Here is a 13,565-nt window from a genome sequence, read left to right on the forward strand (position 1 = left end):
AAAATTAAAATGAAAAATTTTGACATTAACGAAGACCCTCACAGACGTTTTAATCCCTTACTTAATGAGTGGGTTTTAGTATCACCTCATCGTGCAAAACGCCCGTGGCAAGGACAAAACGAAACCATTACAACCGAAACATTACCAAAACACGACCCCACCTGTTATTTATGTCCGGGAAATGTTCGTGCTAACGGGGAGAACAACCCCAACTATGAAGAAAGTTTTGTGTTTGAAAATGATTTTGCTGCAATGAAGCAGGATGAGATTATTTTTGAAGAAGATATTAAACATACTTTTTTTAAGGCAAAACCGGAACAGGGAATTTCAAGAGTTGTCTGTTTTTCTCCAAGACACGATCTTACGTTACCGGAAATGGAAATTGAAGGAATTGAAAACATCATCAAAACCTGGCAAAAAGAATACACTGATTTAGGAAATATAAAATACATCAATCACGTTCAGATTTTTGAGAATAAAGGAAGCGTGATGGGTTGTAGTAATCCGCATCCGCATGGACAAATATGGGCGCAATCATCATTACCAACTCAGGTCGAGAAAACACAAAACAGCCTGAAATCTTATTTTGATAAAAACCAAAGAACACTTTTACAGGATTATCTTCAAGCCGAATTAAGAACTGGAGAACGTGTTGTAATCGAAAATGATCATTTTGTGGCATTAGTTCCGTTTTGGGCAATCTGGCCATACGAAACTATGATTATCAGCAAAAGAGCGCTAAATAAAATTACTGATTTCACTGCCGAAGAAACGAATGCTTTTGCGGTAATTTTAAAGCAATTGACAATTAAGTACGATAATTTATTTAGTACTTCTTTCCCCTATTCATCAGGAATTCACCAAGCGCCAACAGATGGTTTAGAACATCCGGAATGGCATTTTCACATGCATTTTTATCCGCCATTATTGCGTTCAGCAACCGTTAAAAAATTCATGGTTGGATATGAAATGTTAGGCGAATCCCAACGTGATATTACAGCTGAAAGAAGTGCCGAAACTTTAAGACAACAATCAGACATTCATTATAAATTGAAGAAAAAATAATAAAATAAAAGATACCTATTTTAAACCATTACATAACACAATCTTAGTTTGGATTATTTTTTAAACTAAGATTTTTAAAACCCCAATGAAAACAAACAATCACTTATATTAATTTTTAAAATACTACTAACAATGAACCAGAACCTTGCTTTCGCAGATTATGCGGTATTTATTATTTATTTCATCGTAGTTTCTACTTACGGTTATACCGTTTACCGCAAACGTAAACAGGACGAACAAGATGCTAAAGCATATTTTTTGGCCGAAGGAAACTTAACCTGGTGGGCTATTGGAGCATCTTTAATTGCCTCAAATATTTCGGCTGAACAATTCATCGGAATGAGTGGTGAAGGTTTCTTTTTAGGAATTGCTGTTGCTGCTTACGAATGGATCGCTGCTATTGCGCTGATTATCGTGGCTGTCTGGTTTATTCCGGTATATCTTAAAAATAAGATTTATACAATGCCACAATTCTTAAAAACACGTTATAATGAATCGACTGCATTGATTATGGCTGTTTTCTGGTTGTTTTTGTATGTATTTGTAAATTTAACTTCTATCCTATATTTAGGAGCCGTTGCTATTAATGGTTTAGCCGGAGGAGAATATTTGCATGTTATCATGATTGGTTTAGCTGTATTTGCTTTATTTATCTCTTTGGGAGGTATGAAAGTGGTGGCTTATACTGATGTTATTCAGGTTGCGGTTTTAATTATTGGAGGTTTAGTAACTTCTTACATTGCACTAACAACTGTAGGACAATATTTTGGAGTTGGTGAAAATGCCATTGCAGGTTTCAAAGTTTTAATGAGAGAAGCTCCTGAGCATTTCAAAATGATTATCCCAAAACCTACTGCAACATCTTCTCAGCTTGATATTGATAAATATTTGACTTTCCCGGGTTTGATGTCATACCTTGCCGGTATCTGGATCATCAACTTAAACTACTGGGGTTGTAACCAATACATCACTCAAAGAGCTTTGGGTGCTGATTTGCAAACTGCCCGTACAGGTATTTTATTTGCCGGAATACTAAAATTATTAATGCCTGTAATCGTAATGTTACCTGGTATTGCTGCTTACGTTTTATATCAAAACGGACATTTACCTCAATTAGTTGGAGGAAAAGACGGTGCTTATTCTGCTGTATTGACTTTCTTACCAACGGGTTTAAAAGGACTTTCGGTAGCGGCATTAACAGCTGCAATTGTGGCTTCGTTAGCCGGAAAAGTAAATAGTATTTCAACAATTTATACTTTAGATATTCATAAAAAATACATCCAGAAAGAAGCTGGAGAAAAGCAACAGGTAAACATTGGTCGAATTGCCGTTTTTGCTGCAATGCTTTTAGCTGTTTTATTTACATGGAATGATATTTTAGGAATTGGTGGAGTTGGTGGATTTACCTATATCCAAAAATATACAGGTTTCATTAGCCCGGGAGTTTTCGCAATGTTCGTTTTAGGTATGTTCTGGAAAAGAACTACGGGTGCAGCTGCAATTGTGGGTGTAATTTTAGGATTTGTACTTTCGGTTTTATTCAACGAATATGCTCCAATGCTTTTTGGAAACGAGACTTTATTATATACTGCTTATCCTAACGGAAAAGGAGCTTATGAAATTCCGTTTCATATTTGTATGGGATTATCATTCTTATTCACCACTTTAGTAATGGTTGCAATGAGTTTTGCAGGACCAAAAATTAATCCTAAAGCGTTTGATATAGATTCTGAAATGTTTAAAGTAAAACCACAAACTACAGTTTTAATCGTAATTACATTATTGATTATCGTGGCTTTATATGTAAAATTCTGGTAGTATTATTTTTTACTATATTATTTTTTGAAGAATTAAAGACTATCATTTTTTGGTAGTCTTTTTTTTGTTTCCGAAGATTTGATTTACATTTTATTCAAAGAAATTGCCAGAGATTAAAGAGAGTTGAAATGTGCCGTTAGGCACTAAATATTGGTAGTTAATGTAGATTAAAAATACATTGGCGTGCCGTAGGTACGCAACAAAATGATAAATATTGCGTACCTACGGCACGCTATATTTATTCCGATTCATATTAACTACCAATATTTAGTGCCTAACGGCACACATTTAGTAGTGCGGTAAACTATGCTAATGCTTTTTTAGGCTTTCAGCCTATTTTTGGATTCTTTTAATTTAGAAAGATTTCACTTACATTTACAACCAAGTAATTAACTCATAATTAAAAAATGAAAAAACTAGTATTTGCATTGTTCCTTATTTCGGGAGCTGTATTTTCTCAAGACATGAATATTGTTCAGGGCAATTTTGATTTCCTTAAAGATCAAAAGGAAATCAACACCGAATTTGATTATAGTAATTTTACTATGATGAAAGAAAACAAACCCGAATCGCAATATGTTGAAGAACATCAAGCCGATTTAGATAAAAAAGCAAAAGGAAACGGAAACCTTTGGCAAAAAAAATGGATCTCAGCCAAAGAACTAATATGGACACCAAAATTTTTAGAAATAGGAAACATTGTATTATCTAAAGGAAAAAAAGATTTAAATTTTCAGGAAGGATTAAATACACCTTATACATTAATTGTACAAACCGTTTGGATTTATCCTGGTTGGGATGCAGGAATCATGAAACAACCAGCAAAAGTTACTACCAATTTAAAATTTGTTGAAACTGCCAATAAATCAAATGTTTTATTAGAAATTACAAGCGAAGAATCGCCAGGAGATCAATGGGGAAATAACTTTAGTAATGAATCAAGAATTGGAGAAGGATACGCTAAAACAGCAAAATCCCTTTCAAAAATGATATTGAAAAAAGCATATAAATAGTATGAGAAAAGCCCGAACTTATTCGGGCTTTTTTTTATTCTTTTAAGAACCTTGATTTTCTTTTTCTTCCTTCTGCATATTCAGTAAATACGCCATATTTTTAATCACATGATCGTGTTTCTTTACAAACGGATTTTCTTCGTTCCAGACATAACCCGCCAAAACCGAACATATTTTCTCTTTTACATCAGGATTTTCAGGTTGGTGGAAAAATAAAGTCTGAAGATTTCCTGTGTACCATTCTTTCACGTAAGTGGTAAAAACCGCGATTCCGCGTTTCATGTATTCCGTAAATTCAACTTCCCAGTCTACTTCAATTCCTTGTGATTCTTTAAGATATAATTTTGCTGCCAGCATTCCTGATTCCGTAGCAAAAGCAACTCCGGATGAAAAAACAGGATCTAAAAATTCAGAACTATTTCCGGTCAAGGCAAAACCATCTCCGTACATTCTTTTTACTGCTCTTGAATAATTTTCGAGTTTTACAGGTTCAAATAAAAACTCCGTTCCTTTAAACCTTTTGATATAATAATCTGACTTCTGAATTGCATTTCGCAAAGCTTCGGCATTGTCTTTATTTTCAGAAAGTGAATTGATAAAATCCGTTGGACCCACAACTCCTAAACTCGTGTTTCCGTTTGAGAACGGAATCACCCATAACCAAACTTCGGTTTCCAGAATGTCAAATGAAATTTGAGTTCCTTCCTCGCCTTCCGGTCTGTTAATGTCTTTTACGTGTGTAAATATCGACGAGTGCGGATCTAATTGCGATGGCGTATCAAGATCTAAAAGTCTTGGTAAAACGCGACCGTATCCGCTGGAATCCACAATAAAATTAGCGTGAATTTCTTTTAAATTTCCGTCCTTATCTTTTACGATTGTTTTTGATTTTTTCCCTTCAAAGGAAACCTCCAATACTTCTGATTCAAATTCAAGATCAATCCCTTTTCGAACCACTTCCTGTGCCATAGTATTGTCAAAATCAGCTCTTGGCACTTGCCAGGTCCAATCCCAGCCTTCTCCAAATTTTTTACTGAAATCAAAAACGCATATTTCTTCTCCTCTTATAAAACGAGCGCCTAATTTTTTTTCAAAATTCATTGCATCTAAGCTCTCAAAAAGCTCAGCCTCAGCAAAATGATCCATAACCCGCGGTATCAAACTTTCGCCAACCACAAGTCTGGGAAACTTTGTTTTTTCAACAACTTTTACCTTAACATTGTTTTTATGAAGATAAGATGCTGATACACATCCCGAAGGTCCTGCACCAATCACTAAAACATCAACAAACTCCTGTATCATATTAAAAATATTATCAATTATTAGCCTACATTTGCCATCATCAAAATAACTACAATTATTTTAATAAATAAAATTAAATTAGCACAACCAAAAACAATTTAATGAATACAATTAATGAATATTTAAGTTTAGCAGAATTCGAATCCATAATCTTTGGAAATAACAAAGTTTCGATAAGCGATGCTGTCTTAAACCGGGTAAATGAAAGCTTCAATTTCCTGAAAGAATTTTCCGGAAACAAAGTAATATATGGCGTAAATACTGGTTTTGGACCAATGGCTCAATACCGCATTAAAGAGTCTGACCAAATTCAGTTACAATACAATTTAATCAGAAGCCACTCTTCAGGAACAGGAAAACCACTTAGCCCTGTTTGTGCAAAAGCAGCAATTTTAGCACGATTAAATACTTTATCATTAGGTAATTCCGGCGTTCATCCGTCAGTTATCCACTTGATGGCAGAATTAATCAACAGAGATATTACCCCTTTAATCTTTGAACATGGTGGTGTTGGTGCCAGCGGAGATTTAGTACAATTATCACATTTAGCTTTAGTTTTAATAGGCGAAGGCGAAGTTTTTTATAAAGGTGACAGAAGACCAACTCCGGAAGTTTTTGAAATTGAAGGTTTAAAACCAATTCAGGTAGAGATTAGAGAAGGTCTTGCGCTAATCAACGGAACATCTGTAATGACAGGAATTGGAGTTGTAAATGTGCACCACGCTAATAAATTATTAGACTGGTCATTAAAAGCTTCTTGCGCCATTAATGAATTAGTTCAGGCGTATGACGATCACTTTTCTGAAGAATTAAACCAAACAAAACGTCATAAAGGACAACAGGAAGTGGCTTTAAGAATGAGACAAAATCTTTCTGACAGTACTTTGATCCGTAAAAGAGAAGACCATTTATATTCTGGTGAAAATACCGAAGAAATTTTCAAGGAAAAAGTTCAGGAATATTATTCTTTAAGATGTGTACCTCAAATTTTAGGTCCGGTTTTAGAAACGATAAATAACGTTGCTTCGATTCTTGAAGACGAATTTAATTCGGCAAACGACAATCCTATTATAGATGTAAAAAACAAACACGTTTATCACGGAGGAAACTTTCACGGCGATTATATTTCGCTTGAAATGGATAAACTAAAAATTGTTATTACAAAATTAACCATGTTGGCAGAACGCCAATTGAATTATTTATTGAATTCAAAAATCAACGAAATCCTTCCTCCGTTCGTAAACTTAGGAACTTTAGGATTTAATTTCGGAATGCAGGGAGTTCAATTCGTTGCAACCTCAACAACTGCCGAAAGCCAGATGTTATCCAACCCAATGTATGTTCATAGTATCCCGAACAACAATGACAATCAGGATATTGTAAGTATGGGAACAAATGCTGCGGTAATTACATCAAAAGTAATCGAAAACTCTTTTGAAGTTTTAGCGATAGAATTAATTACAATTGTTCAGGCAATTGATTATTTGGTACAAAAAGATAAAATTTCATCGGTTACCCGAAAATGGTACGATGATATCAGAAACATAATTCCTGTATTTTCAGAAGATCAGGTAATGTATCCTTTTGTTCAAAAAGTAAAAGATTATTTGATTAACAGTTAATACCTTTTTTCACATTATTAATATTGAACCTTAAAAATCATGAAAAAACCACTTATTTTTTTATTCGTATTATGTATTCAATTTGTTAATAGTCAAGATCTGGCTTTGGTTAAGAAAAATTCTAAAATTGGATATATTTCCAAAGACGGAAATTTTAAAATCGAGCCTCAATACAAATCGGCAAAAAGCTTTTCTGAAGGTTTGGCTGCTGTAGAAAACGGAGGAAAATGGGGGTTTATTGATACAAAAGGAACCTGGATAATTCCGGCATCTTTTGTTGATTCAAAAGATTTTAACAGCGGAATTGCAATTGTAAAAAAAGATAAGGATTGGGTTTATATTAATACTAAAGGAGAAATTCAGACTCCGCCGCCAACCGAAAAATTATTTGATTTTAATAACGGAGTTGCTTTTATAAGACAATCAGACAAAGTTGGATTAATCAATTCAAAAATGGCAATTGTTTTACAACCAAAATACGACCAAATCAAATCTTTTGAAAATGGTTTTGCAAGAGTTGAAAGCAATAAAAAATGGGGAATTATAAGTGCCGATGGTAAAGAAGTTGTAGAACCTGTTTATGACGAAATAGGAAACTATTTTAAAAATACAACCTGGGCAAGAAAAGACAAAACTTTTGGAATTGTTAGCGCAGGAAAATTTATTCCGGTTGATGGTGCCGAAAAAATCTGGGATTTTGAAACTCAGGATTTGACTTATGCCAAAAAGAACGGAAAAATTGGTTTTATTGACTTAAAAGGAAACTGGACAATTTTACCTATTTATGATAAAGCAAAAGCATTCTCAAAAAATCTGGCTCCGGTTTGTGTAGGTTCTAAATGGGGATATATTAATCCAAAAGCTGAATTTGTTATTCCGCCAACATATAGTGATGCAGAAGTTTTTAGTGCAAACGGAATCGCTCCTGTAAAAGAAAAAAACTGGGGATTTATCAATGAATCGGGAAAATTAATAATTCCTACACAATACGGCATAACTTCAAACGGATTCGTTATTGCATTATTTGTACAACAGGACAAGGGATTTATTGATGGTCTTGCAAGAGTAAAAAACGAAGGAAAATGGGGTTTTCTTAAACCTGACGGAACTGTATTAGGCAACCAATGGTTTGAAAACGCTGAATTATTCTCAAAATCAGCAGAAAAAGAAAAAGTCGTAACTGAAGTTGCTGTTGAAAAACCAAAAACAGAAGTAAAACCGGTAACGAAACCTGCAGCAAAATCAGCAACTAAAAAGAAGAAATAATATTTTTATTTCTATAAAAAATAAAATTCACATAATGAAATCGCCACTAAAAAAATTGTGCCAACAAACCAATAAATAAAAGGCGATACCATTTATGACCTATAAAAAATAAAATCTACATAAATGAAATGTGTATTAGTAACAGGCGGTTCAAGAGGAATTGGAAGTGCTATTTGTAAAAAATTAGCCGTTGAATCCAGTTATCATATTCTGATCAATTATCATTCAAACAAAACAGCTGCCGAAGCAACACTTCAGGAAATACAAACATTAGGAGCAACCGGAGAAATTTTAGGTTTTGATGTTTCTAATTTTGAAGAAGTACAAAAAACATTAACGCAATGGCAAGAAGGAAATCCTGAAGCGATTGTAGAAGCAATTGTAAACAACGCCGGAATTACAAAAGACGGTCTTTTTATGTGGATGACTCCCGAAGACTGGAACGGAGTTGTAAACACAAGTGTTAACGGTTTTTTTAATGTGACGCAATTTTTCATTCAAAAAATGCTGCGCAATAAATATGGCCGAATTGTAAATATAGTTTCGGTTTCGGGCATGAAAGGAACGGCCGGACAAACCAATTATTCGGCAGCAAAAGGTGCAATTGTTGCAGCTACAAAAGCTCTGGCTCAGGAAGTTGCCAAACGAAATATTACTGTAAATGCTGTAGCTCCGGGTTTTATCAAAACTGATATGACAAGCCAATTAGACGAAAAAGAATTATTAAAACTAATTCCCGTAAATCGTTTTGGCGAAGCCGAAGAAGTAGCAGATTTGGTAAGCTTTTTGATTTCAAAAAAATCAAGCTACATCACAGGAGAAATTATCAATATAAACGGAGGAATATATTCGTAAAATTATATTTAAACACATAGAAACATAGATTTCTTTGTGCTAAAAGAATACAAAAACGGAAATATATTTCATTCACATAGATTCGCTATATGTATTTCAAAATAAGTGAAACGCCTTTTTTGAATTTACAAAACTATGTTTCTATGTGTTAAAACAATTACGCCTAACGAATTAAAATTACTTTGAAAGACGATGAATAAGAGAGTTGTAATTACTGGGATGGGAATTTATTCTTGTATCGGAACTTCTTTAGATGAAGTAAAGGAATCGTTATACAACGGAAAATCTGGTATTCAGTTTGATGCTGAAAGAAAAGAATTTGGTTTTCAATCAGCCTTAACAGGAATGGTTCCAAAAGCGGATCTAAAAAATTTATTGACCCGAAGACAACGTATGAGCATTGGTGAAGAAACCGAATATGCTTATATGGCAACAATCGAAGCATTGAAAAATGCGAATATCGATGACGCTTTTTTCGACAATCGCGAAGTAGGAATCATGTACGGAAATGACAGCGTCTCAAAAGCTATTATTGACGCCACAGATATTGTCCGTGAAAAAAAAGATACCGCATTAATAGGTTCCGGAGCGATTTTTAAATCGATGAATTCTACGGTAACGATGAATTTGTCTACGATTTTTAAACTCCGAGGGATCAATCTCACCATAAGTGCGGCTTGTGCAAGTGGTTCACATTCTATTGGACTGGCTTATTTTTTAATAAAAAGCGGATTTCAGGATATTATAATTACCGGAGGCGCGCAGGAAATCAACAAATTTGCCATGAGCAGTTTTGATGGTTTGGGCGTTTTTTCAAACAGAGAAAATGAACCTGAAAAAGCCTCAAGACCTTTTGATGCTGATCGCGACGGATTAATCCCTAGTGGCGGCGGTGCAACTTTAATTCTTGAAAGTTACGAATCTGCCATTGCAAGAGGCGCTACTATTATTGCCGAAGTTGTAGGTTACGGATTCTCATCAAACGGCGGACATATCTCTACCCCAAATGTCGAAGGTCCATCTATAGCCATGCAACGAGCGCTTGACGAAGCACAATTAAAAGCAAGTGATATTGATTATATAAATGCTCACGCAACCTCAACGCCTGTTGGAGACGGCAATGAAGCCAAAGCCATTTTTGAAGTTTTTGGTGAGAAAAATCCGTATGTAAGTTCAACAAAATCAATGACTGGGCACGAATGTTGGATGGCGGGAGCCAGCGAAGTAATCTATTCTATCTTAATGATGCAGAACGATTTCATTGCTCCAAACATAAATTTAGACAATCCTGACGAAGATGCTGCCAAATTAAATTTGGTCAAAACTACTTTAAACAAAAAATTTGACATATTTTTGTCCAATTCCTTCGGATTCGGAGGAACCAACTCTGCGTTGGTGGTTAAAAAGTTTAAATTAGACGATGAATAAAGAAGAGATTATAGCAAAAATTAATGGTTTTTTAGTTGATGAATTTGAAGTAGATAATGATGATATTGAACCAGATGCTAATTTAAAAGACACACTTGGGTTAGATAGTTTGGACTATGTTGATTTAGTAGTTTCCATTGAAGCTAACTTTGGCGTAAAGCTGGTAGAAGTTGATTTCGTAGGAATCGCCTCTTTTCAAAGTTTTTATGATCTTATCGAAAACAAATTAAAAGCCAAAACTGCTTAATGAGCAAATGGGATGGCAAATCAAAAGGAACTGTTTTAGGGTATAGAATATTCGTTTTTTTAATACAAAAAGCGGGTGTCAAATCTGCTTACGTTTTACTTTATTTTGTTGCGTCTTATTATTTCTTATTTCTAAAAAAAAGCAACAAAGCCATTTCTTATTATTTTAAAGAAAGGCTCAACTACTCCTTGTTTCAATCTAAAAGAATGGTTTTTAAAAGTTACTACACTTTTGGACAAACCATTATTGATAAAATTTCCATTTCGGCAGGAATGCGAAATAAATTCACCTATGAATTTGACGGAATCGAAATCCTGAAAAATCTTCTGGCAGAAAAAAAAGGCGGCGTTTTAATTAGTGCGCATATTGGAAATTTTGAAATCGCCGAACACTTTTTGGGTGATATCGATATTGACTTTCAAATTAATCTTGTTACTACAGATTTAGAACATTCGGCAATTAAAAATTATCTCGAAAGCTTTGCTCAAAAACCTACCGTAAAGTTTATTATTATCAGCGATGATCTTTCTCATATTTTTGAGATCAATGCCGCACTTGCAAATAATGAATTGGTCTGTTTTACCGGCGATCGTTATTTTGAAGGCACAAAATCACTTTCTGATACTATTTTAGGTCAGGAAGCACATTTTCCTGCCGGTCCATTTTTAATCGCTTCAAGATTAAAAGTGCCTGTAGTTTTTGTTTATGTAATGAAGGAACCTAACCTGCATTATCATTTATACGCACGAGAAGCAGTTGTCAAACATCGTGATGAAAAGGGATTATTGAAGGCGTATATTGAAAGCGTAGAATCTATGCTGGCAAAATATCCTTTGCAATGGTTCAACTACTTTGATTTTTGGAATCAATTGAAATAAATCTTTGTGTGTAAAATTTTTTAAACACATAGAAACATAGATTCTTTACTTAAAAAAAGACGTTTCACTTGTTTAATACACATCAGCTGATATGGAAAAAAATGTGTTTTTTACGTGTTAAATATTTTGTCACGCAGATTTTGCAGATTGAGCAGATTTTTTAATTCTTTGGACTTATGGATTTGATTTAAAACACATATTAGTACGACCCGAGCTATGCGCTAATATTTTAAAATGAAATGCCTTTTTACGTTCCCTAAAATCTATGTTTCTATGTGTTTAAATTAAATACAAAGTTTAAAAAAGACAATCTAATATTTTTTATCAATTACAACCCAAAGACCTAAAATTATCTAATTAAATGTCGTTCTTTTATACTTTACAATTCTTAAAGTAAGATATGCAGGAATTTGACACGATTATCATAGGTTCAGGAGTAGGAGGATTATCAACTGCAATTTGTCTCGCAAGAGCAGGGCAAAAAGTTTTGGTACTCGAACAACATTATGTTCCCGGAGGATGGAGCCATAGTTTTACCTTAAACGGACAGCGTTTTAGTCCCGGCGTTCATTATGTAGGATTGCTTGAAGAAGGACAATCAACAAACGAATTGTATAGAGGTTTAGGAATTGCCAATGATATGGTTTTTTTTAGAATGAATAAAAACGCTTACGAACATTGTTTGATTGGCGATGAAACTTTCGATTTGCCGGCAGGACTTGATAATCTTAAGAAAACACTTTCGGATCACTTTCCGCACGAAGAAAAAAACATACACGAATACCTTTCACTTGTAAAAAAAGTAAGCTACGAATTGCAGTTAATTCCAAAACTAAAAGGCTTTTGGCAAAATATTACCGTTCCGTTTCGTACCAAACATTTTGGCAAATTTGCTTTATTTCCATTAAAAAAAGTAATTGGCTGGCATGTAAAAGATCCTAAACTAAAAGCAGTCTTAAATATTCAGTGTGGTGATCATGGACTTTCTCCCAATCGCGCTTGTTTTCCTGTTCATTGCTCTGTTATGAATCATTATTTTGATGGAGGATTTTATCCCATGGGCGGCGGCGGTGGAATCGTAAAAGCAATGACAAACGGCATAAAAAGACAAGGCGGAGAAATCAGGGTAAAACAAAATGTTCGCAAAATCATTATCGAAAATAAAAAAGCCGTTGGGATTCATCTTGAAAATGGCGAAGAAATACGGGCTAAAAATATTGTTTCAAATGCTGATCCTTCCATCACTTATTTAAAATTAATTGATAAAGAACATCTCAGTAAATCACTTCTCAAAAAACTTGACAAAACTAAATATTCCGTTACTTCTCTAATTTTATTTTTAACGCTTGATGTTGATGTTACCCTATATAATATAGATTCCGGAAATATCTGGATGATGAAAGATGAAAATGACGATGCTAATTTTGAACATTTAATGAGTGATACAATCGATTCCGGAGATTCATTTCCTTCGGTATTTATAAGTTGTACAACACTTAAAGATCCGGCGAGTTTTAACGGACGTTATCATAATTTCGAAATTGTCACTTATGTCAATTATGATCATTTAAAAGATTTTAATGGTTTAGAAGATTATCACAACGAGGATTATAAAAAATTCAAAGAAAAAGTCATCGACAAACTGATGAATAATGTCGAAAAAATAATTCCGAACGCGAAGCAGTATATTATCCAGGCAGAATTAGGAACTCCTAAAACCAATGAATTCTATATTAATTCAACAAAAGGAAATGTTTACGGAACCGAGAAAACCTTAAATCAGGTTGGGCCTTTTGCTTATAAAAACAAAACCGAGATCGAAAATCTATTTCTTTGCGGTGCCTGTACTTTATCTCATGGCGTTGCAGGAGCAACTTATTCCGGAGTTTCGGCGGCAGCGGCAATTCTGGGATGTACATCTGATGATTTAATAATTGAAGATAAAAATCAAAAAATCAGAATTTATGATGCCGAAGATTCATCAACATGGCCGGATTGGGTTCACACAAAACGATCAGACAAAATAAGGAAATTCGTTTAAAAAAAATACTTATTTTTGCGCAACCACCAA

Annotated in this window: 11 protein-coding genes; 10 read left to right on the plus strand and 1 reads right to left on the minus strand. The window is 34.1% G+C overall.

Going from position 1 to position 13,565, the window contains the following annotated elements; genetic code table 11:
- Positions 1–9 precede the first annotated feature (9 nt).
- The 3 genes from KHA90_RS05005 (at position 10) to KHA90_RS05015 (ending at position 3,896) form a co-directional block, all read left to right on the plus strand.
- Positions 10–1,065 (plus strand): UDP-glucose--hexose-1-phosphate uridylyltransferase, encoded by a 1,056-nt coding sequence (locus KHA90_RS05005; RefSeq protein ID WP_213296032.1) that lies wholly within the window; start codon positions 10–12, stop codon positions 1,063–1,065.
- Positions 1,066–1,197: 132 nt separating this feature from the next.
- The gene (locus KHA90_RS05010; protein WP_213296034.1) at positions 1,198–2,883 is read left to right on the plus strand and encodes a sodium/sugar symporter; all 1,686 of its coding nucleotides are present in this window, start codon (positions 1,198–1,200) and stop codon (positions 2,881–2,883) included.
- Between the two features lie 407 nt (positions 2,884–3,290).
- Positions 3,291–3,896 (plus strand): hypothetical protein, encoded by a 606-nt coding sequence (locus KHA90_RS05015; protein ID WP_213296037.1) that lies wholly within the window; start codon positions 3,291–3,293, stop codon positions 3,894–3,896.
- A gap of 42 nt (positions 3,897–3,938) precedes the next feature.
- On the opposite strand, the gene KHA90_RS05020 is transcribed toward KHA90_RS05015, so the two are convergent.
- Entirely contained in the window at positions 3,939–5,198 is a 1,260-nt protein-coding gene (locus KHA90_RS05020) for an NAD(P)/FAD-dependent oxidoreductase (RefSeq protein WP_213296039.1), read from the minus strand.
- A 101-nt stretch (positions 5,199–5,299) separates the two neighbouring features.
- Here KHA90_RS05020 and KHA90_RS05025 point away from each other — a divergent pair, with 101 nt between their 5' ends.
- The 7 genes from KHA90_RS05025 to KHA90_RS05055 all read left to right on the plus strand — a co-directional run bounded on the left by KHA90_RS05025 (position 5,300) and on the right by KHA90_RS05055 (position 13,535).
- A complete protein-coding gene (locus KHA90_RS05025) occupies positions 5,300–6,820 on the plus strand; it encodes an HAL/PAL/TAL family ammonia-lyase (RefSeq protein ID WP_213296041.1) in 1,521 nt (506 codons plus the stop codon).
- Positions 6,821–6,859: 39 nt separating this feature from the next.
- Positions 6,860–8,086, plus strand: coding sequence for a WG repeat-containing protein (locus tag KHA90_RS05030; RefSeq protein ID WP_213296045.1), 1,227 nt, complete (start codon positions 6,860–6,862; stop codon positions 8,084–8,086).
- Positions 8,087–8,209: 123 nt separating this feature from the next.
- Positions 8,210–8,941 (plus strand): 3-oxoacyl-ACP reductase FabG, encoded by a 732-nt coding sequence (gene fabG / locus KHA90_RS05035; RefSeq protein ID WP_213296046.1) that lies wholly within the window; start codon positions 8,210–8,212, stop codon positions 8,939–8,941.
- A gap of 192 nt (positions 8,942–9,133) precedes the next feature.
- Positions 9,134–10,369, plus strand: a complete 1,236-nt coding sequence (locus KHA90_RS05040; protein WP_213296047.1) for a beta-ketoacyl-[acyl-carrier-protein] synthase family protein — start codon at positions 9,134–9,136, stop codon at positions 10,367–10,369.
- Positions 10,362–10,616, plus strand: a complete 255-nt coding sequence (locus tag KHA90_RS05045; protein WP_213296048.1) for an acyl carrier protein — start codon at positions 10,362–10,364, stop codon at positions 10,614–10,616. Before KHA90_RS05040 ends, KHA90_RS05045 begins: the two co-directional genes overlap by 8 nt.
- Positions 10,616–11,494 carry an LpxL/LpxP family acyltransferase gene (locus KHA90_RS05050; protein WP_213296049.1) on the plus strand — a complete coding sequence of 293 codons (879 nt, stop codon included), beginning with the start codon at positions 10,616–10,618 and terminating at the stop codon, positions 11,492–11,494. The genes KHA90_RS05045 and KHA90_RS05050 overlap by 1 nt, the downstream gene beginning before the upstream one ends.
- 400 nt (positions 11,495–11,894) lie before the next feature.
- Positions 11,895–13,535, plus strand: coding sequence for a phytoene desaturase family protein (locus tag KHA90_RS05055; protein WP_213296050.1), 1,641 nt, complete (start codon positions 11,895–11,897; stop codon positions 13,533–13,535).
- The last annotated feature ends 30 nt before the right edge of the window (positions 13,536–13,565 follow it).

The sequence above is a fragment of the Flavobacterium psychroterrae genome (genome assembly GCF_018380615.1).
Lineage (GTDB): Bacteria > Bacteroidota > Bacteroidia > Flavobacteriales > Flavobacteriaceae > Flavobacterium > Flavobacterium psychroterrae.

Bases quoted from the DNA above. Each gene is read 5' to 3' on its own strand.
- KHA90_RS05005 (WP_213296032.1), top strand. From the start codon at position 10: ATGAAAAATTTTGACATTAACGAAGACCCTCACAGACGTTTTAATCCC.
- KHA90_RS05010 (WP_213296034.1), top strand. From the start codon at position 1,198: ATGAACCAGAACCTTGCTTTCGCAGATTATGCGGTATTTATTATTTAT.
- KHA90_RS05015 (WP_213296037.1), top strand. From the start codon at position 3,291: ATGAAAAAACTAGTATTTGCATTGTTCCTTATTTCGGGAGCTGTATTT.
- KHA90_RS05020 (WP_213296039.1), bottom strand. From the start codon at position 5,198: ATGATACAGGAGTTTGTTGATGTTTTAGTGATTGGTGCAGGACCTTCG.
- KHA90_RS05025 (WP_213296041.1), top strand. From the start codon at position 5,300: ATGAATACAATTAATGAATATTTAAGTTTAGCAGAATTCGAATCCATA.
- KHA90_RS05030 (WP_213296045.1), top strand. From the start codon at position 6,860: ATGAAAAAACCACTTATTTTTTTATTCGTATTATGTATTCAATTTGTT.
- fabG (WP_213296046.1), top strand. From the start codon at position 8,210: ATGAAATGTGTATTAGTAACAGGCGGTTCAAGAGGAATTGGAAGTGCT.
- KHA90_RS05040 (WP_213296047.1), top strand. From the start codon at position 9,134: ATGAATAAGAGAGTTGTAATTACTGGGATGGGAATTTATTCTTGTATC.
- KHA90_RS05045 (WP_213296048.1), top strand. From the start codon at position 10,362: ATGAATAAAGAAGAGATTATAGCAAAAATTAATGGTTTTTTAGTTGAT.
- KHA90_RS05050 (WP_213296049.1), top strand. From the start codon at position 10,616: ATGAGCAAATGGGATGGCAAATCAAAAGGAACTGTTTTAGGGTATAGA.
- KHA90_RS05055 (WP_213296050.1), top strand. From the start codon at position 11,895: ATGCAGGAATTTGACACGATTATCATAGGTTCAGGAGTAGGAGGATTA.